Raw genomic sequence first — 18,490 nt, 5'->3', positions numbered from 1 at the left:
GTCCGGTCCGGTCCGCGACCGGGGCGGCGCACCCGGGTCGTCCGCACGCGTGCGGGGCCCGGCCCGGACCCCGCACTCCCCGCTCAGCCCGCCGTGGGGGACGGCTGCGGCGCGAAGGTCGGGTTGGGGGCGACCGTCTGGAAGTCCTTCAGGTTCTCGGGGACCGGCAGCACCCGGACCGGCGCGCCCGCCTGCGGTGGCGGGGGCGTCGTCTGGTCCTGCGGAAGCTTCGCCGGGGCGGTGATCTGGAAGGCCACCTGCTCGTGATTGACCAGGCCGGTCTTCTCCAGGATCGTGATGTGGTCGAGCACGGTGTCGTTGGTCTGGTCGGCGAGTTCCCGCACGAGGCTGTTGCGGGTGGTCGCCCGGATCTTGGCGATCGTGGGGAAGATGCCCCCGTGCGCCACGCGCATGATCGTCACCGCCGTGGAGTCGAACTCCTTGCCCGAGGCGCTCTCGGCCGTCGCCACGAACTGCTGCTGCTGCGGGGAGGGCTCGTTCGGCAGCGTGATGCCCAGGTCCGTACCGAGCTTGCGGCACGACGCGTCGAGGCGGCCGTGTCCCACCAGCAGGTGCTTGGCGACCTCCTTCATCGCCGGCGTCGTGCCCTTCTCCATCGCCATCTGACCCAGCGGGTACTCCCACAGCCCGGCCGCACGCACCCGGACCACGAAGTCGCGGTCCGCCTCGGTCAGCGGGCCCCACTGGGTGTTCGCGATGATGCGGTCCTGGCTGGAAGCCGTGTTCTGCACGCCCAGCATGCTGGGATAGGCGAGCGCGGTGAGCGTAAGGATCATCGCACCGCCCACGAACGCGGTTCCTGCCGTGCTGCGCGAGATGCGCATCGTGCCTCCTGGAGATGAACGGCCCAACAGCAGGAGGTACGGACGGCGCAGGCGAAACAATCACCTCCGCCGCAAAAAAGTTCGTACACCCGCCCGGCGTCAGGACGGGGCAGCCGACTCCACGAGCCAGCCGTAGGCGCCGCGCGCCGTGAACTCCCGCTGTCCGCCCCGCATCAGGAGGCCGGCCGTGGCGAACTCCGGGGCTGCGGCCTGCGCGGGGACGTACGGGACGGCGATGCAGCGCATGCCGGCCGCGTGCGCGGCGGCGGCGCCCGGCGCGGCGTCCTCGACGACGACGCAGTCGGCCGCGGACGCGCCGAGGCGGCGGGCCGCCTCGAGGAAGACGTCGGGTGCGGGCTTGCCGTGCGCGACCTCGTCGGCCGAGACCACCGTGTGCAGCTGCGCGTCGAGGCCGGTGCCGGTCAGCACCGCCGCGATCGCCTCCGGCGAGGATCCCGAGGCCACGGCCATGGGCACATCCTCGGCGGCCAGGAGGTCCACGAAAGCGCGCATCTCCGGGAAGACGCGGGTGGCGCCGCGCGCCAGGTCCAGGTAGCGCCGGTTCTTCGCGGCGAGCAGCTCCTCCACCGTGGCCGGCAGGGCGTACCGCTCCTTCCAGTCCGCGACGGTCTCCTGCGTGCTGATGCCGACGTACCGCTCGTGGTCCGCCCAGGTGAAGTCGGGGACGCCGTGGGCGGCGAGGGTCTGCCGGCCGGCCTCGTAGTAGTTCGGCTCGCTGTCCACCAGCGTTCCGTCGAGATCGAAGATGACCGAAAGGCCGCGGAGCCTGCTCATGCCGCCATGCTCTCAAAGGTCATCCCCGGGCCGACCGCCCGATCGACTCCACCAGCGGGAGCAGCCGGTGCGCGACGCGCTCGCGCAGGGCGACCTCCGTGCGGGTGCGTACGACCCCGGGCATGCTGATCAGCTTCTGGACGACGTCCTCCAGGTGCGCGTTGTCCCGCGCCACCACCCGCGCCAGCAGGTCCCCGCCACCCGTGATCGAGAACGCCTCGACGATCTCCGGCACGGCCGCCAGCGCGTCGCCCACCTCGTCGAGATGCCCCTGGGTGACCTCGACGTGCACGAACGCCAGCACCGGATGCCCGAGCGCGGCGGGGGAGAGGGCCGGCGCGGTGCCGGTGATCACCCCGGTCCGTTCCAGCCGGTCGAGTCGCGCCTGGAGCGTGCCCCGGGCGACACCGAGGATCCGGGCGTACTCGCGCACGCTGGTACGCGGCTGCTCCAGCAGCAGCCGCAGGATGCGGGTGTCGAGCTCGTCCACGGGCATCGCACGTCCTCCTCGTCCGATGGCTCTGCCATGGCCGCTTCCTTGCGGTCCCGGCTGTGCCAATGGCCCAGTCTAGAATCAGCGAGTTGAGCCACTGGCGGACGGGATGCTGATATGGGTGAGTCGATGGCGCTGCGGACCCCGCGGCGCCTTTTCCATGCCCACGCCACGTGCGGGGACGAAGGAGGCGGTAGGCGGTGCTGAAGAGGGTGTTCACGGCTCCGGATCCGGGGCGGACGCGGTTGCGGTTCGCCACGCGCGCGGTGCTCGGCATCGCACTGGCGGTCGCCCTGAGCGGCCTCGCCGGGCACTCCCTCACGGGCGCCGTCACCGGCGGCCTCGCCGCCCTGCTCGCCCTGTTCACCGTCACCGACGCCACCGTCCGCGGCCAGGCCGTCACCACCGCGCTGCTGCCCGCCATCGGCCTGCCCGTCCTCACCGCGGCGGCCGTCCTCCACGACCATCCGGTCGCCCGGGACCTCACCTTCCTCGCCGTGGTCGGCGCGGGCGTGTACGCGCGCCGATGGGGCCCGCGCGGCCACAGCCTCGGCGTCTTCGCCTTCATGAACTTCTTCGTGGCGCAGTTCCTGCACGCCACGACCGGCCAGCTGCCCGAGCTGTACGCCGCGGTCCTGCTGTCCGTCCTGGCCGCCGCCGCGGTGCGCTTCGGCCTGTGGTGCTACGAGCGGCGCCTGCCCCTGCCGGTGCCGCCCGCCCCGCCGGGCGGCACCGGCCTGGCCCGCGTCACCACCCGCCAGGCGGTGCAGGCGACCGCGGGCGCCGGCTTCGCCCTGATCGTGGGGCAGCTGGTGTCGGGGCAGCGCTGGTACTGGGCCGTCGGCGCCACCTGGTGGATCTTCGTCAACACCACCTCGCGCGGCGAGACCCTCGTGCGCGGCTTCCGGCGGCTGCTCGGCACGGTCATCGGCATCGGCCTCGGCCTGCTGATCGCCGTGCCCGTCCACGGGGACCCGGTCGGCACCGCCCTGCTCGCGGCCGTCTGCGTCTTCGGCATCTTCTACACGGCGGCCGTCTCCTACACCTGGATGATGCTCTGGGTGACCCTGCTCGCCGGGCTGCTGTACGGCCTGCTCGGGGTGCTCGGGCCCGGACTGCTCGCCCTGCGGCTCGCCGAGACCGTCGTCGGGGCGCTGGGCGCGGTCCTGGCCGTGATCCTGGTCCTGCCCGTCACCACCCACAGCGTCACCGACGCCTGGATCCGGCGCGCGCTGGGCTGTGTGCACGCCTGCGCCACCGAGACCGCCCGGCGCCTGGCGGGTGCGCCCGACGCCGACCCGGCCCCGCGCGTGGCGGAACTGGAGCAGCTCCTCGCCCGGGTGCGGCTCTCGGTCGCCCCGCTGGTGCACCCCCTGAACCCCGTGCTCGGGCGCAAGCGGCGGGCCCGGCACGTGCTGGACCTCCTCGACGACTGCGCCCGGGAGATCCGCGGCCTGGTCGCCGTCGCCGCCGACCCGGAGGCCTCCCACGACGCCCGCCTCGCCGCGGCCTGCGCGCGCGTGGAGACGGCGGTCGAGGCCCTCACCGAGGGCCGCGACATCGCCCTCGACGCCGACGGGCCGGCCGTCTCCGAGCCCGCTCTCGCCCACCTCCACGGCCTGGAGCGGGCCCTCGCCGAACTCGCCCGGCCCCTGCGCGCCCCCTCGGGCTCCCCACTGGTCGGCGCCTGAGGACACCAGGGGCGCTCTTGACCCGTTGGTCTAGACCGCGCATGATCGGCTGCGCGGCCTTCCGGACGGCTCGCGACGAGAGGGGACAGCGGTGACGGACGGCAGACGGGCGTACATCGGATCGTTCACGACGGCCGGCGGCCCCGGCCTCGTCACCGCGCGGGTCGACGCCCACAGCGGCGCACTGACCGTCCTGAGCCGCCTGGACGGCCTCGCCGACCCCTCCTACCTCGCCCTCGCGCCCGGCGGCGGCACGCTGTACGCCGTCAGCGAGACCTCAGAGGGCACGGTGACGGCGTACCGGGTCGGCGGGGACGAGCCGGAACCCGCCGGGCCCGCCGTCCGGGTCGGGGGCGGGCCCACGCACCTCGGCGTGTTCGCCGGACACGTCCTCACCGCCGACTACGGCTCCGGAAGCGTCACCGCCGTCCCCCTGCGCCCCGACGGCATCCTCACCGGGCCGGCGTCCGGCGCGCTGCGGCACACCGGATCGGGGCCCTGCCCGCAGCGCCAGGGGGAACCGCACGCCCACCAGGTGCAGGCCGACCCGAGCGGCCGCTGGGCCGTCAGCGTCGACCTCGGCACCGACTCGGTGCGGGTGTGCACCCTGGCCGACGGTGTTCCGGTCCTGCACCGGGAGACCGCCCTGGAGCCCGGCTCGGGACCCCGGCACCTGGCCTTCCACCCGGACGGCACGCGCGCGTACGTCGTCAACGAGCTGCGCCCGTCCGTCACCGTCTGCCGCTGGGACGCGGCCGCGGGCGTGCTGACCCCCCTCGCGGAAACCGGCGTCCTGCCCGGCGCGCCGGCGGGCGACGCCTACCCGTCGGGCATCGCCGTCTCCCGCGACGGCCGCTTCGTGTGGACCGCCACCCGCGGCGAGGACGTGCTGTCCGTCCTCGCCGTCGAGGGCGAGGACCTGCGGCTGGTCACCACGGTGCCCTGCGGCGGCCACTGGCCGCGGGCCCTCACGGCCCACGGCCGCCGGCTGTACGTCGCCAACGAGCGCTCCGGCGATGTCACCTGGTTCACGGTGGACCCCGACACCGGCGTCCCCCACCGCGAGGGCTCGCTCGAGCTCCCGGCCGCGTCCTGCGTGATCATCGGCTGACACGCCCGTACACACGACGAAGGCCCGTTCCGTGCCGGAACGGGCCTTCCGCGTGCGGTGGGACGCCGGGCGTCAGCGCGCCGGCGTGCTCTGCGCCTGCTGCGGCGTGATGCCGAGGGCGGTCGTGTACTTGGCGAGGGCCAGCTTCCCGATCGCCGGGTACGCGCCGAGCGACTCCGCGGCCGAGCACCCGGCCTCCTTCGCGGCCTCCTGGACCAGTCCCGGCTCGATCTCCGGGCCGATCAGGTAGGGCGCGAGGGCCAGCTGCTGCGACCCGGAGGAACGCAGCTGCTCGGCCACGGACGCGATGGAACCCTCCTGGTCCAGGGCCGCCGCCATCACCGGCACCGCAAGGCGGGCCGCGAGCAGCATGCCGGTGATCCCGGCCGCCTGCACCGCCTCGTCACCGCCCACGGACGCCAGGACGATGCCGTCGGCGGCGGTCGCCACGGTGAACAGCCGGGCGCGGTCGGCACGCGCCAGACCGGCCTCCGACAGCCGCACGTGCAGCGCCTCGGCGAGCAGCGGGTGCGGACCGAGCACGTCCGTCAGCTCGGCGGCGATCCGGCTCTCCATCACGGCCTGGCGGACCCGGCGCAGCAGCGCGCTGTCCGGGCCGGCGAGCAGCGGCACGACGACGGCGACCGGTCCGTCCGGCTCCCGCACGTCCAGACCCGCGGCGCGCGCCTGCTCGAAGCGGGCGGTGCGCTCCTCGGCGGCGTACGCGAGCACCGACTGCAGGGTCGGGAACTCCTCGTTGTCCCCGTCCAGGTACCCGATGCGGGCGTCGAGGCCGGGCAGCTCGGAGCGGGCGATGCTCACGACCTCCTCGGCGAGGCCGCGCGTGGCACCGCTGGGCGTGCCCGGGACCGCGAGGACGAGCGCCGGCGCGCCCTCGGGAGCCACCAGCGGCTCGGGGCGGCGGTGCCGTCCGGGCTGGCGGGGGCGCGGCATTCGTACTGGCAGGCCGGACGCGGGCCCAGTGGGGGAACTCATGGCGTCGCATGTTACTGGCTTCCTGGGCTCCCCTGTTCGGGGAGGGTGCAGGTGAGCGGTATCCGTCCCGTTTTGTCGGATGAGTTGCGTACGGTTCGGGTGTGATGGGGTCAATCGCCCGTCAGGGCGGTCACGCTGAGCAGGGCCTCGTCCTCGGGCAGGGCGAGGGAGCCGGCGCTCAGCTCGGTCGCCAGGCGCACCGCGCCGTGCAGGGGATCTCCCTCCGCGGGCACCCGGCGCACCCGCGGCAGCCGCTGCGCCAGTTCCTCGTCCAGCGGTCCGAGCAGCACCGCGCCCATCCTGAACAGTCCGCCGGTGGCCGCCACGTACGGCTCCCCGCCGCGCGGGCACACCGCTGCCAGGGAGTCGGCCATGTGCCGGGCCGCCGCACGCAGGATGCCCGCGGCGACCGGGTCCTCGTCGGCGCACTCGGCCACCCGGGGCGCGAAGGACGCGAGGACGGCGGGCCGGTCGGGACGCGGGTACAGCGCGCCGGGCAGCCCCGCCGCCGGCCCGAACGCCTCCTCGGCACGGCCCAGCAGCCGGGCGGAGCCGCCCTCCCGGCCGTCGTGGGCGCGCAGTGCGGCCTCCAGCCCGGCCCGTCCGATCCACGCCCCGCCTCCGCAGTCGCCCAGCAGGTGCCCCCAGCCGTCCGCCCGGCGCCAGCCGGCCAGATCCGTGCCGATCGCGATCAGGCCGGTGCCGCCCGCGACGACGGCACCCGGACGGGTGCCCAGGGCCCCCGCGTAGGCCGTCACCGCGTCGGCGGCCAGCGCCACCCGCCGCACACCCAGTTCGCGCGCCAGGGCGCCCGGCAGCTCCGCGCGCAGCGCCGCGCCCAGGGTGGCCAGCCCGGCCGCGCCCACGACGGCGGCGGTCAGCCGTACCGGACCGGCCTCCGCCGCCGACGCGCGCGCGAGCGGCAGGAGTTGCGACATGAAGTGCTCGGGGTCGATGCCCCGGGCGCCGGTGCGGACCGGTTCGGCGGAGGCCCGCCGGGCCAGCGGCCCGCGCCCGGCGGTCCCCACCACCACCCGGAGGCCGGACCCGCCGGAGTCCACGGCGAGGAACCCGCAGTCCACGGGACGCGACACGACCCCTCCTTCACGGCGGGCCGGCCGCGCCTTCCGCCCGGCCCCGGCCCGCGAGCTCGACGGGGAGGAACACTAGCGGCGTGCCCGCGGCAGGGGGCGACGACCCGGCGCCGGCGCCGGCGCACGGTGTCTGCCAGTAGAGTGACGCGTCGTGGCACCACGACCGTTGCACGAACTTGTCGAAGCAGGGTGGGCGAAGGCCCTGGAACCCGCGGCCGAACGCATCGCCGCCATGGGGGACTTCCTCCGGGCCGAGATAGCGGCGGGCCGGACCTACCTGCCGGCCGGCGCCCATGTCCTGCGCGCCTTCCAGCAACCCTTCGACGACGTCCGCGTCCTGATCGTCGGCCAGGACCCCTACCCCACACCGGGGATGGCCATCGGCCTGAGCTTCGCCGTGGCGCCGGAGGTGCGCTCGCTGCCGGGGAGCCTGGAGAACATCTACCGCGAGATGCACTCCGACCTGGGCCTGCCCCGCCCGTCCAACGGCGACCTCACACCGTGGACGCGGCAGGGTGTCCTGCTGCTCAACCGGGCCCTCACCACCGCGCCCCGCAAACCGGGCGCGCACCGCGGCAAGGGCTGGGAGGAGGTCACCGAGCAGGCGATCCGGGCGCTGGCCGCACGCGGCAAGCCGCTGGTGTCGATCCTGTGGGGCCGCGACGCGCGCAACCTGCGCCCCCTGCTGGGCGACCTCCCGGCGATCGAGTCGGCCCACCCCTCACCGATGTCGGCTGACCGCGGCTTCTTCGGCTCACGCCCGTTCAGCCGGGCCAACGACCTGCTGATGAAGCTGGGCGGCCAGCCGGTCGACTGGCGGCTTCCATAACCTTGCCGCGCCGCCGGGGCCGCCCCTTGCGCAGTTTCGGCGACCGCGACCGGCGGTCGCCGGGGTGCACCGGACCACGGGCGGGGCCCGTCGGCCGCCGGGGTGCACCGGACCACGGGCGGGGCCCGTCAACCGCCTCAGCGGGACGCCCCGTTCGACTCAGCCGACGACCGCTGCGCGTACGCACAGCACGTCCGGCAGGTGCGAGGCCACCTGCTGCCAGCTGTCCCCGTCGTCCGCCGAGGCGAACACCTCGCCGTTGCGGTTGCCGAAGTAGACGCCCGCCGGGTCCGCGTCGTCCGTGCACATCGCGTCCCGCAGCACCGTGCCGTAGTGGTCGTCACGGGGCAGGCCCGCCGACAGCGGCTCCCAGCTCTTGCCCGCGTCCGCCGTCCGGTAGACCCGGCAGCGGCGGTCCGCCGGGACCCGGTCGGCGTCGGCGTTGATCGGGAACGTGTACGCCGTGTCGCCCCGGTGCGGATGGGCCGCCACCGCGAAACCGAACGTCGACGGCAGGCCCTCGCCGATGTCCGTCCAGTGCGCGCCCGCGTCGTCACTGCGGTACACGCCCCAGTGGTTCTGCAGGTACAGCCGGTCCGGGTCCGCCGCGTCCCGGGCGACCTTGTGCACGCACTGGCCGAACTCCGGGTTCGGGTCGGGCAGGAACACCGCCGACACACCGGAATTGGAGGGTGACCAGCTCGCACCGCCGTCCAGGGTGCGGAACACTCCGGCGGTCGAGACGGCCACCGTCACCGCTCCGGGGTCGCGCGCGTCGGTGAGCACCGTGTGCAGGCCCTCACCGCCACCGCCCGGCACCCACTTCGAGCGCGTCGGGTGCTCCCACAGCGGCCGCACGAGGTCGAACGTCTCGCCCCGGTCCTCCGAGCGGTACAGCGCGGCCGGTTCCGTACCCGCGTACACCACGTCGGGTTCGGCCGCCGCCGGGTGCAGCTGCCACACCCGCTCCAGGGACGCGCCGGTGTCCTTGGGGAACTTGACGGCCGGCCGGGCCGGTTCGGTCCACGTCCGGCCGAGGTCGTCGGAGTGGAACACGGACGGGCCCCAGTGCGCGCTGTCGCCGCCGGCCAGCAGCCGCGGGGACGCGGTGCGGGTGTCGACGGCGACCGAGTACACGGCCTGCGCGTTGAAGTAGGGACTCTCGTCGAACTCCCAGGCCCCGCCGTCTCGGCGGCGCCCGATGAACAGGCCCTTGCGCGTGCCCACGGCGAGCAGTACCTCGGTCATGCCGATCACCTCCGCGGCGTCACCGTCGACGCCTTCTCCTCCGACATCGGCCAGTCTGCACCCCACCACTGACAGTCACCTCCGGACCGGGTTGCGGCGCAGGTCAGCGGGGTGTCGCGCGCTGAGCCGCGCCGGCGCCCGCCTCCCACCCGGGTCGGTGCTCTGAGCATCGGCAGGCCCCGGCGCGTATGGGGAGGACGGCGGCCCCACCGGCCGCCGGTGAGGAGGTGCCCTCGATGGCATGGCGGGGTCCGACGGTGTGGCTGTGGCGCTGGCGCCGCAATCCGCTCAAACGCCCGGCCGACAGGCTGGAGACCTGGGTCCTGCTGGGCGTGTGGACGCTCACCGTCGTCGCCGGAGTGCTCGCCGGGACGCACGTGTGCCGCTCGGTCGAGGAGGGGCTGTCCCGTGAGCGCATCGAGTGGCGTCCCGCGGTGGCCCGCCTCGCCGAGCGGGCTCCCGGAGCGCCGGCCCGGGACCGCGGCTCGTCCCCTGCCGACCAGGTCTGGGCGACCGCCCGGTGGACGGCGCCCGACGGCTCCGTGCGGACCGGCCTGCTCCGGGTCCCGGAGGGCAGCCCCGCCGGGACGCCCGTCACCGTGTGGACGGACCCGGAGGGCCGCCGGGTGACCCGCCCGCTGACCGCGTCCCAGGCACGCTTCCGCGCGGTGCTGACCGGCGGGGTGGCGGGCGTCTGCGCCGCGACCGTGCCGCTGCTCTTCGGCGGCGCGGTGGGCCGCCGCCTGGAGCGCCGCCGCATCGACTCCTGGGACGCAGCGTGGGCCCGCTTCGACCCGCTGTGGGGCCGCACCGCGGGGTGAGGACCCGGACGGACGGCCGACGCCACGGGCCCACCGCCGCCGGGCCCCACGCCACCCCGCGAAGCACCTCCACGGGGCTGCTTCGCGTGCTTCGCCCCGGCCGGCGCCGCGGCCCCGTCCCACGGACGCTGCGGCAACCCGGGACGACGCGCAGCGGCACTTCTCCTCGCCCGGTCCCGACAGGTCCGTGCCCCGCCGCGCCCCGGCCCCCGACGTGCCTACCCCGCCACCCCCAGCGCCTCCCCGCACAGCCGCAGCAGCACCAGGTCCTCGTGGAGGGCGCGGCCGCCCGCCAGGTCGGTTCTGTGCCGCCGGGGGGAGGCGAGTTCCTCGCGGAGCAGGTCGTGCAGGGGTGCGCCCTCCTGCCCCAGGGCGGCGGCGCACCCGGCGATCACCACGCGCGTGTGCGGATGGCCGGTCCAGCAGGCGCGGAGGACGGGCAGGACCCGGTCCGCTTCGCCCGTGGTCCGCCACACCGCGCACGCTGCCGTCGCTCGTTCCAGCGAGTCGCCGGAGCCCGCCAGGCGGCGCAGTTCCGGCAGGGCCGGCCGGGCCGCCGGTCCGAGCCGCGCGAGGACGGCCGCCGCGCGGCACCGCCGGTCCCTCCCCGGCGCCGCCACCTCCCGCAGCAGCGCGGGCACGACCGCGTCCGCGTCTCCGGTGACCGACCACAGCGCCTCCGCGGCGGCGACGGCACAGCCGGTCACCAGCAACGCCCGCAGGTCCGGGACCGCTTCCCGCGCCTCCCCGCCGAAGGCGCCCAGGGCGTCGACCGCCGCGTGCACGACGGCCTCACGGCCCCGCGCCCGCTCCGGCATGCCACGCAGCAGCCGCAGAACCCAGGGCAGGGAGGAGACGTCGCCCAGGGACCCGAGCGCCGCCAGCAGGGGGACGGCCTGCTCGTGGGTGCAGGGGCTGTCCGGCGGCACGCGGGCGAGCCGGCGCCGCAGGGCCGGGGCAAGGGGCGCCGCCGCCGGGCCCAGGTGGGGTATGACCCGGCCGAGATCGTGCGGCACGACCGGACCGGCCAGCACCTCGGCCAGCACCGGCGTGGCACGCGCGTCGCCCGCGCGCGCGAGGGCCTTGAGCGCACCGCCCAGAGCGGGGCCGCCCCGCTCGCCGTGCCGTACGCGGAACTCGGGGCGGGACGTCACCAGGGCGTGCAGAGGCCCGGCGGCGGGTGCCGCGAGGGCGTGCAACTCCGCCAGGACGGTCACTGCGGCATCGTGCAACCGGTCCTCGCGGCACCCGAGTTGCGCACCGACGAGGGCCACCGGCCGCTCGTGACCGTCGCGCCACTCCCGGACGAACCCGGCCGCCATCCACACCCCGTTGCAACGGTCGAGGGGGTCGGGACTCGACAACTGCCCGCACAGCAACTCGGCCCGGTCGGCCACGCGGCTCCCGAGCCCGGAGTGCAGGACGCGCAGCAGCCGGGAGCCCTCCTCGTCGGACGGACGCAGCCGCCGCAGCCGCCCGGCGAGGGTCTCGGGGCCGGGATCGCCGCAGGCGTGGCCCTGCGCGGTCCGCCGACCGGATCTCTCCCTGAGCAGCCCCACGGCGACCGGGACCACATCGCCGGGCAGCCGCCCGGGGGCGCACCCGGCGAGCTGGCCGAGGGCGGCGAGCCGCAGGGACGGGCCGTACGGAGGCCCGCTCAGCGCCTGAAGCAGGCGCACGGCCTCGGCGCCGTGGTCGGGGCCGAGGCGTAACCGGTGCCGGCGGGGCGACCGGGCCGCGGCGTGCCCGTGCCGCCGGACGAACAGGCCGAGGGCCTCCGCCAGGGCCGTCAGCACCCGGTCGTCCCGCTCCACGAGGATGCGCTCCCGCAGCAGCGACAGCACCCGGCCCGGCCCGTCGAGGAACCGCACCAGCGCCCCCGGCACCACCCGGCGCACCCCGCTGTCGGCGTCCCCCGCGAGCCGTACGAACACCTCGGCACGCGCGCGGAGCGCGGCCCGGGCCCGTGCGGCGAGCGCGTCGCCGTCACCGCCGAGGTCGCCGATGCTGACGAGGAGTTCCAGGACCTCCGCCCGGTCCGGCACCTCCTCGCGGACGGCGAGCGAGAGGAGGAACGGGACGCACGCGAGTGTCGCGTCGTACACGTCCCCCCGCCGGTGCACGGCGCCGTACATCCCGTCGAGTGCGGTCCCCCGCTCGGTGGGATCGGCGGAGGCCAGTCCCCGCAGCAGTCCGGGTATGTCCTGCGCACTGCCGTCCGCGTACCGCAGCGAGGCCCAGTCGACCTCGTCGATCCCCCTGAACACGTTGTCCTCCCCAGGCGAAGTGCCGACTGACGGGGAGTCTGCACCACGGCACCGACAACGAAGCGGAAGCAGGGGGTGACTGTGCGCAATCTGTCTGCTGGTTGGCTGACTGTGGGTCAGTCCCCGGGCAGCGCCCGCTCCACGACCGCGTCGAGGGCCGCCCCCTCCGGCAGTGTCCCGAAGGCGTGCCCCCAGTCGCCGCCGAGCCGGGTCGCGCAGAAGGCGTCGGCGACCGCGGGCGGGGCGTGCCGCACCAGCAGCGAGCCCTGGAGCGCCAGAGCCATGTCCTCGACGAGGCGGCGTGCCGTCGTCTGCGTCGCCTCCGTCAGTTGCTGCTTCAGCCGTGCCACCGCCGCGTCCAGCCGGGCGTCCGCGCCGCGTGCCAGGGCGAGTTCGCCGAACAGGGCGTCGGCCGTGCCGTGTTCGCGGCCCAGCGCCCGCAGCACGTCGAGCGCGTTGACGTTCCCGGAGCCCTCCCAGATGGACAGCAGGGGTGCCTCGCGGTAGTGCCGGGGCATGCCCGAGTCCTCGACGTAGCCGTTGCCGCCGAGGCACTCCAGGGCCTCGGCCGTGAAGGCCGGACCGCGCTTGGTCACCCAGTACTTGCCCACGGCCGTGGCGATCCGGCGGAACGCGCTCTCCCGCGCGTCCCCGCGGACGGCCCGGTCGGCCGCCCCTGCCAGGCGCAGTGTCAGCGCCGTCGCGGCCTCCGACTCCAGCGCGAGGTCGGCCAGGACGTTGCGCATCAGGGGCTGGTCCAGCAGCCGTGCGCCGAACGCCCTGCGGTGTTGCGCGTGGTGCCCCGCCTCCACCAGGGACTTGCGCATCAACGCGGCCGACATCGTCACGCAGTCCAGACGCGTGCAGTTGACCATCTCGATGATCGTCTTGACGCCCTGCCCCTCGGGACCGACCAGCCAGGCCACCGTGCCGTCGAACTCGGGCTCCGAGGAGGCGTTGGACCGGTTGCCCAGCTTGTCCTTCAGGCGCTGGATGCGGAACGTGTTGCGGGTGCCGTCCGGCAGCACGCGCGGCACCAGGAAGCAGGACAGACCGTCCGGGGCCTGGGCCAGCACCAGAAACACGTCGCACATGGGCGCGGAGGTGAACCACTTGTGCCCGCGCAGGGTGTACACCCCGGGTTCGGCCGTGGGTGTGGCCCTCGTGGTGTTCGTGCGGACGTCGGAGCCGCCCTGCTTCTCGGTCATCCCCATGCCGGCGAGCAGCCCCCGCTTCTCGGTGGGCTCGCGCAGGGCGGGGTCGTACTCGCGGCTGGTCAGCAGCGGCTCGTAGAGCTTGGCCAGCTCCGGCTGGCGGCGCAGGGCGGGGACGGCCGCGTACGTCATGGAGGTCGGGCAGCCGTGTCCCGCCTCGGTGTGGCCCCAGACCAGGCCGCCGGCCGTCCGGGCGACGTGCGCGCCCGGCCGGTCCTCCGCCCAGGGCGCGCCCGCCAGCCCTTCCGCGACGGCCGTCCGCATCAGGTGGTGCCAGCTCGGATGGAACCGGACCTCGTCGACGCGGTTGCCGTACCGGTCGTGCGTGTGCAGCTCCGGCTCGTGCCGGTTGGCCAGATCCGCCCACTCCTGCGCCTGGACGCTGCCGGCCTGCCGGCCCAGCCGCCGCAGGTCCGCCTCTGCCCAGCCGGCGCCCTCCCGCCGCAGCCCCTCCAGCAGCGCCGCGTCCTCGGAGGCGTCGTACGGGGTGAGGGGCGGGGCCTGGTTGGTGACGTCGTGCGTGGCGGGTGAGCCGTACGCCCGCGGTTCCTCCGGTGTCGAGACCATGCGCCGAGTGTTGCACTTCTTCTACGGTCGCAGCAATAGTGCAACATCGCAGGGTGCCGCGTACAGTACGTGCCCATGCCCAGGAACGTGCCCGCGCGGTCCGGCGCGCTCGATCTGCGCCCCCTGTCCGCGCGGTCGGTCGTGCTGAGCCTGCTGCTCGGCACGCACCCCCCGGAGCTGGCGACGCGGGAGCTGGTGCCGCTCGTCGAGGGGTTCGGCGTCGGGGGTTCCACCCTGCGCGCGGCGCTCAGCCGGATGGTGGCCGCCGGCGATCTGGGGCGCACCGACGCCGGATACCGTCTCAACGACCGTCTGCTGGACCGTCAGCGCCGCCAGGACGACGCCGTACGGCCCCGCACGCGCGCGTGGGACGGCGACTGGGAGATGGCCGTCGTCACCGCGACCGGCCGGGGGCCCGCCGAACGCGCCGATCTGAGGACCCGGCTGACCGGCCTGCGGCTGGCCGAACTGCGCGAGGGCGTCTGGCTCAGGCCCGCCAATCTCGCCCGGGAGCTCCCCGCGGACCTGGGTGAGGTCGTCCAGCGGTACACGGCCCGGCCCGAGCGCCCCGCCCGCGAACTCGCCGCGTCGCTGTGGCCCCTGGACACCTGGTCCGGCACGGCCCGGGACCTCCTCGCCCACATCGCCGGGGCGGACCGGCCCGCCGACCGCCTCACCGCGTACGCCGCGGTCGTCCGGCATCTGCTCGCCGATCCGGTGCTGCCCCCGAGCCTCCTGCCGGCCGACTGGCCCGGGGACGAACTGCGTGCCGCCTACGCCGCCTACCAACGGGAGCTGACCGGGGCAGTGCACGCGCGCGTGCGCGGCACATGACCCGGAAGGCACCCGGAAGGCACTCGGTCGGCTCGACCGGCCGGGGCGGGGTGCCATGACGTGGACGGCCGTGCGCAGCGCCCGCCGGGGCGCTCCGCACGGCCGCCGTCACCGTGGGGGGAGGTCTCCCCGGGCTACCGGTAGGTGATGTCCGAGGTGGAGTACAGGCAGTTCTTGCTGTCCGGGCCGGACCCGACCGCGGTGTTGTTGTTGTACTTCTGGCAGGGCACGACCTTGCGCGCGGAGTCGTTGCGGATCGTGATGCCGCGCAGGGTCGCCACGTCGTTGCGGTTGACGTTGATGCCGACGAGCCGCGCGGTGGACCCCGTGCCGGTCACGTCGATGGTGTCGAGGTTGACCTTGCGGGTGTACTGCGTGGAGCAGTCGCCGCAGGAGCGGTAGAGCGTCTTGAACTCCTGCACCGCGAAACCGGAGATGTTGAGCGTGCCACCGCCGTTGTGCTGGAAGACCTTGTCCGCCGCCTTCTTCGCCCCTCCACCGATCACGTGGTAGGTGGCGCCGGTGCCGCCGCGGAAGGTTGCGGCGTCCTCGCCGACGTCCTCCCACCAGACGTTCTGCAGTGTGCAACTGCCCTCGCAGTGGATGCCGTCGGCGGCCGGGGCACCCAGGACGACGTTCTTCAGCACCGCGCCGTCCGCGAGCCGGAAGATGGGGTCCTGGCCCTCCTCCTGGCCGTCGCCGGCCAGGTCGCCGGTGCCGTAGTACCGCTTCATCCCGTAGTCCTTGGTGCCGGACACGGCGATGGTGGAGGAGGTGCCCTGGCTGCCGTTGGGTGTGGGCCAGGTGGCGGCGCTCGCCGTCGGGGCCTGCATGGTCATGACCATGCCAATAGAAAGGCCGAGGGCGGCCATCGTGCCGATCGGTGCGCGCCCGCGGGCGCGCGGTCGGGTCGCAGACGTCATGGTCCCGATTCCTTCTGTCGTGGGGGCCGATCAGGTTCGGGTGGTTCATGTACACGGACAACGGTCAAGCTTTCGTCCGGTGCGGTTGCGTGTGTGTCCCGGTATGCATCTACATCCACCAAGACGTGCAGCTCATGGCGTCGGGCAGGGTAAGACGGGCGCCCTGTGCGGACGCATCCGGGTCAACCCACTGAACGGAACGTAGACGGTAAGCGCTTTCTGGTCAACGCCTCGCGCAGAACACATCCGGCCGTCCGTCCGGCCGGTCGGGGTCGGCCGTCACGGTGGGGGAGTGCTCGCCCCGGAACGGCGAAACCGGCCGCGGGGGGGGCCCCCGGGGGGCGGGGCGGGGGGCGCGGGGGGCGGGGGCCGCGGCGCCGGGCGGGTGGGGGTACACCGTGTTTTCGGTTTGTGGGGGGGCCGGGGTTGCGGGCCCCCGCCCGCCCGCCCCCCCCCGCCGGCCGCCCGCCCGGCCGGTCGGCGGCGGGTGCGGCCGGTCGGCGGCGGGGGCGGGGGTCGGCTCAGACCGAGCGGTGGTACTGGTCCGGCACGTGCACCTCGCCCCCGAGCTCCCGTGCGGCGTGCCGGGCCCATGAGGGGTTGCGCAGCAGTTCACGGCCCAGCAGGACGGCGTCCGCCTCGCCGTTGGCCAGGATCTTCTCCGCCTGCTCGGCGTCGGTGATCATGCCGACGGCGGCGACCGGGAGGCCCGTCTCGGCGCGGACCCGGGCGGCGAAGGGCACCTGGTAGCCGGGGCCGGTGGGGATGTGCACCCCGGAGACGTTGCCGCCGGTGGAGACGTCCAGCAGGTCGACTCCGTGGGCACGCAGATCGCCGGCGAGGCGGACGGTGTCGTCCGCCGTCCAGCCGCCCTCGTCGAGCCAGTCGGTCGCCGAGACGCGGAAGAACAGGGGCTTGTCGTCCGGCCAGACGGCGCGAACGGCGTCGACGACCTCGAGCGCGAAGCGGGTCCGGTTCTCGTAGGAGCCGCCGTAGGCGTCGGTGCGCTGGTTGGAGTGCGGTGAGAGGAACTCGTTGATCAGGTAGCCGTGGGCGCCGTGGATCTCCGCGATCTCGAAGCCGGCGGCCAGTGCCCGGCGGGCCGCGTCCGCGAACTGCCGCACCACGTCTCCGATCTGTTCGACCGTCAGCTCGGCCGGGACGGGGTGCCGCTCGTCGAAGGCGATCGCGCTCGGGGCGACGGAGTCCCAGCCGTGGCCTTCCGGGCCGACCGGGGCGCCGCCCCTCCACGGGCGCTCCGTCGACGCCTTGCGGCCGGCGTGGGCCAGCTGGATCGCCGGGACCGTGCCCTGCTCCCGCAGGAAGCGGGTGATCCGGCGGAAGGCCGCCACCTGCGTGTCGTTCCAGATGCCGAGGTCGTACGGCGAGATGCGGCCCTCCGGGGACACGCCGGTGGCCTCGACGATGACGAGGCCCGTGCCTCCGGTGGCGCGGGCGGCGTAGTGGGCGAAGTGCCAGTCGGTCGGGGCGCCGGCCTCCGGACCCTCCGGCGCGGCCGAGTACTGGCACATCGGGGGCATCCACACGCGGTTCGGGATCGTCACATCGCGCAGGGTGAAGGGCTCGAAGAGCGCGGTCACGGCGGACTCCGTTCGTCAGGGGGCCGAGGTCTCCTCGTACGATAGCCTTCGTAGTACGGCGAGTGTCAAACTACGAAGGTTCTCGTACCATGGGAACTCCCGAGGAAGTGAGGCCGTCGTGACGACCCCCGCCGTGAGTAGCCGTGCTCTGCCGCATCCCGCACGGGACGAGGTCCGGCTGGAGGGTGTGCTGCACGCGCTGTCCGATCCGATGCGGCTGCGTATCGTGCGGGAACTGGCGGCCGCGGTGGGGGAGTTGTCCTGCTCCCACTTCGAGCTGCCGGTGACCAAGTCGACGACGACCCATCACTTCCGGGTGCTGCGGGAGAGCGGGGTGATCCGGCAGGTGTACCGCGGGACCGCCAAGATGAACGGGCTGCGGCGCGACGATCTGGACGCCCTGTTCCCCGGTCTGCTGGACGCACTGCTGGAGGCTGCGGCCCGGCAGGCCGCCCGCCTCGCGGACTGACGGTCCGACGGGCGTCCGGGCGTCCGGGCGGCCGGCGGTACGCGGGCGCCGCCGCCGCGGCTGCGCTGACAGGGTGCAGTGCGCCGCCGAGGGCGCGTGTCCGATCTGTAGGGAATGTGATCATGCGGTTACGTTCCGTGTGTGGTCGAAGCATCCTTTCTTCATCTTTCTGATCGCTCTCCGGCGGACGGTGCGGTGTCCGTGCGCCCCGCGTGGGAAGTGCGGGAGAGCGAGGGCGCCACGCGCTGGTTCGAGTTCCGTCTGGCCTTCGCGGACGGAGCCCGTGTCGACGCGCTGGCACTGGTGGCCGGCGGAACCGTCTGCGTCGAGGAGGTGCGCGCCCAGCCCGCGCTGACCCTGGACGATCTGGCGGTGCTCGCCGACTGGATCGAGGAGTCGGTCGCCGGGGCGTGCGCCGCCGGGCCCGAAGCGGGGGGAGACGGCCCGGGCCGCCGGGCGAGGCCGGTACCCCCGCGTGGCGCCGAGGGGCGGCAGCTCGTCGCCCGGGAGTACCGCGCGGCCCAGCGGTCCGGAACCGACCCGGTCCTCGCCGTGATGTCCGCGACCGGTCATGGCCGCCGCACCTCCCTCAGGCTGATCGGCCAGGCCAGGGACGCCGGCCTGCTGCCGGCGCGCCGGGCCAGACGCTGACCTTCCGGCCCGCACGGCGTCCGGCCGGACCCCCATCCGGC

Annotated in this window: 17 protein-coding genes; 7 read left to right on the top strand and 10 right to left on the bottom strand. The window is 74.9% G+C overall.

Going from position 1 to position 18,490, the window contains the following annotated elements; translation table 11 throughout:
* Window positions 1-83: 83 nt before the first annotated feature.
* The 3 genes from ACH4C6_RS12335 to ACH4C6_RS12325 all read right to left on the bottom strand — a co-directional run bounded on the left by ACH4C6_RS12335 (window position 84) and on the right by ACH4C6_RS12325 (window position 2,136).
* Window positions 84-845, bottom strand: a complete 762-nt coding sequence (locus ACH4C6_RS12335; protein WP_398108502.1) for a DUF4142 domain-containing protein — start codon at window positions 843-845, stop codon at window positions 84-86.
* 99 nt (window positions 846-944) lie between these two features.
* A complete protein-coding gene (locus ACH4C6_RS12330; protein WP_398108501.1) occupies window positions 945-1,640 on the bottom strand; it encodes an HAD family hydrolase in 696 nt (231 codons plus the stop codon).
* Window positions 1,641-1,659: 19 nt separating this feature from the next.
* Window positions 1,660-2,136 (bottom strand): Lrp/AsnC family transcriptional regulator, encoded by a 477-nt coding sequence (locus ACH4C6_RS12325; RefSeq protein WP_333929967.1) that lies wholly within the window; start codon window positions 2,134-2,136, stop codon window positions 1,660-1,662.
* Between the two features lie 197 nt (window positions 2,137-2,333).
* Here ACH4C6_RS12325 and ACH4C6_RS12320 point away from each other — a divergent pair, with 197 nt between their 5' ends.
* Together ACH4C6_RS12320 and ACH4C6_RS12315 are read left to right on the top strand one after the other, a co-directional pair.
* Entirely contained in the window at window positions 2,334-3,824 is a 1,491-nt protein-coding gene (locus ACH4C6_RS12320) for an FUSC family protein (RefSeq protein ID WP_398108500.1), read from the top strand.
* Between the two features lie 91 nt (window positions 3,825-3,915).
* Window positions 3,916-4,935 (top strand): lactonase family protein, encoded by a 1,020-nt coding sequence (locus tag ACH4C6_RS12315; protein WP_398108499.1) that lies wholly within the window; start codon window positions 3,916-3,918, stop codon window positions 4,933-4,935.
* 72 nt (window positions 4,936-5,007) lie between these two features.
* Here the strand turns inward: ACH4C6_RS12315 and ACH4C6_RS12310 are convergent, their stop codons facing one another.
* Together ACH4C6_RS12310 and ACH4C6_RS12305 are read right to left on the bottom strand one after the other, a co-directional pair.
* Entirely contained in the window at window positions 5,008-5,931 is a 924-nt protein-coding gene (locus tag ACH4C6_RS12310; protein WP_398108498.1) for a sirohydrochlorin chelatase, read from the bottom strand.
* A 110-nt stretch (window positions 5,932-6,041) separates the two neighbouring features.
* Window positions 6,042-7,025 (bottom strand): N-acetylglucosamine kinase, encoded by a 984-nt coding sequence (locus ACH4C6_RS12305; RefSeq protein ID WP_398108497.1) that lies wholly within the window; start codon window positions 7,023-7,025, stop codon window positions 6,042-6,044.
* Window positions 7,026-7,176: 151 nt separating this feature from the next.
* Here ACH4C6_RS12305 and ACH4C6_RS12300 point away from each other — a divergent pair, with 151 nt between their 5' ends.
* Entirely contained in the window at window positions 7,177-7,854 is a 678-nt protein-coding gene (locus ACH4C6_RS12300; RefSeq protein ID WP_398108496.1) for a uracil-DNA glycosylase, read from the top strand.
* A 159-nt stretch (window positions 7,855-8,013) separates the two neighbouring features.
* On the opposite strand, the gene ACH4C6_RS12295 is transcribed toward ACH4C6_RS12300, so the two are convergent.
* Window positions 8,014-9,171 carry a WD40/YVTN/BNR-like repeat-containing protein gene (locus ACH4C6_RS12295; protein WP_398108495.1) on the bottom strand — a complete coding sequence of 386 codons (1,158 nt, stop codon included), beginning with the start codon at window positions 9,169-9,171 and terminating at the stop codon, window positions 8,014-8,016.
* 167 nt (window positions 9,172-9,338) lie between these two features.
* On the opposite strand from ACH4C6_RS12295, the gene ACH4C6_RS12290 reads away from it, so the two are divergent.
* Window positions 9,339-9,923 carry a hypothetical protein gene (locus ACH4C6_RS12290; protein WP_398108494.1) on the top strand — a complete coding sequence of 195 codons (585 nt, stop codon included), beginning with the start codon at window positions 9,339-9,341 and terminating at the stop codon, window positions 9,921-9,923.
* Between the two features lie 218 nt (window positions 9,924-10,141).
* Here the strand turns inward: ACH4C6_RS12290 and ACH4C6_RS12285 are convergent, their stop codons facing one another.
* The gene (locus tag ACH4C6_RS12285; RefSeq protein WP_398108493.1) at window positions 10,142-12,190 is read right to left on the bottom strand and encodes a HEAT repeat domain-containing protein; all 2,049 of its coding nucleotides are present in this window, start codon (window positions 12,188-12,190) and stop codon (window positions 10,142-10,144) included.
* 116 nt (window positions 12,191-12,306) lie between these two features.
* Complete coding sequence (locus tag ACH4C6_RS12280; RefSeq protein WP_398108492.1) at window positions 12,307-13,971, bottom strand: DNA alkylation response protein; 1,665 nt, start codon at window positions 13,969-13,971, stop codon at window positions 12,307-12,309.
* A gap of 75 nt (window positions 13,972-14,046) precedes the next feature.
* Here ACH4C6_RS12280 and ACH4C6_RS12275 point away from each other — a divergent pair, with 75 nt between their 5' ends.
* Window positions 14,047-14,805 (top strand): PaaX family transcriptional regulator C-terminal domain-containing protein, encoded by a 759-nt coding sequence (locus ACH4C6_RS12275; RefSeq protein ID WP_398108491.1) that lies wholly within the window; start codon window positions 14,047-14,049, stop codon window positions 14,803-14,805.
* 134 nt (window positions 14,806-14,939) lie between these two features.
* Here ACH4C6_RS12275 and ACH4C6_RS12270 read toward each other — a convergent pair whose 3' ends face one another.
* Together ACH4C6_RS12270 and ACH4C6_RS12265 are read right to left on the bottom strand one after the other, a co-directional pair.
* Window positions 14,940-15,728 carry a pectate lyase gene (locus ACH4C6_RS12270; protein WP_398108490.1) on the bottom strand — a complete coding sequence of 263 codons (789 nt, stop codon included), beginning with the start codon at window positions 15,726-15,728 and terminating at the stop codon, window positions 14,940-14,942.
* 521 nt (window positions 15,729-16,249) lie between these two features.
* On the bottom strand, window positions 16,250-17,329 hold the full coding sequence (locus tag ACH4C6_RS12265; RefSeq protein WP_398108489.1) for an NADH:flavin oxidoreductase/NADH oxidase: 1,080 nt from the start codon (window positions 17,327-17,329) through the stop codon (window positions 16,250-16,252).
* A gap of 118 nt (window positions 17,330-17,447) precedes the next feature.
* On the opposite strand from ACH4C6_RS12265, the gene ACH4C6_RS12260 reads away from it, so the two are divergent.
* Both ACH4C6_RS12260 and ACH4C6_RS12255 read left to right on the top strand, forming a co-directional pair.
* Window positions 17,448-17,798 carry an ArsR/SmtB family transcription factor gene (locus ACH4C6_RS12260; RefSeq protein ID WP_398108488.1) on the top strand — a complete coding sequence of 117 codons (351 nt, stop codon included), beginning with the start codon at window positions 17,448-17,450 and terminating at the stop codon, window positions 17,796-17,798.
* A gap of 195 nt (window positions 17,799-17,993) precedes the next feature.
* The gene (locus ACH4C6_RS12255; protein ID WP_398108487.1) at window positions 17,994-18,449 is read left to right on the top strand and encodes a DUF6214 family protein; all 456 of its coding nucleotides are present in this window, start codon (window positions 17,994-17,996) and stop codon (window positions 18,447-18,449) included.
* Window positions 18,450-18,490 lie beyond the last annotated feature (41 nt).

Origin of the sequence: Streptomyces sp. NPDC017943 (genome assembly GCF_044328425.1) — a bacterium.
Taxonomy (GTDB): domain Bacteria; phylum Actinomycetota; class Actinomycetes; order Streptomycetales; family Streptomycetaceae; genus Streptomyces; species Streptomyces djakartensis_A.
The sequence above is the reverse complement of the archived record's forward strand: the minus strand, read 5'-3'. Positions and strand labels throughout refer to the sequence as shown.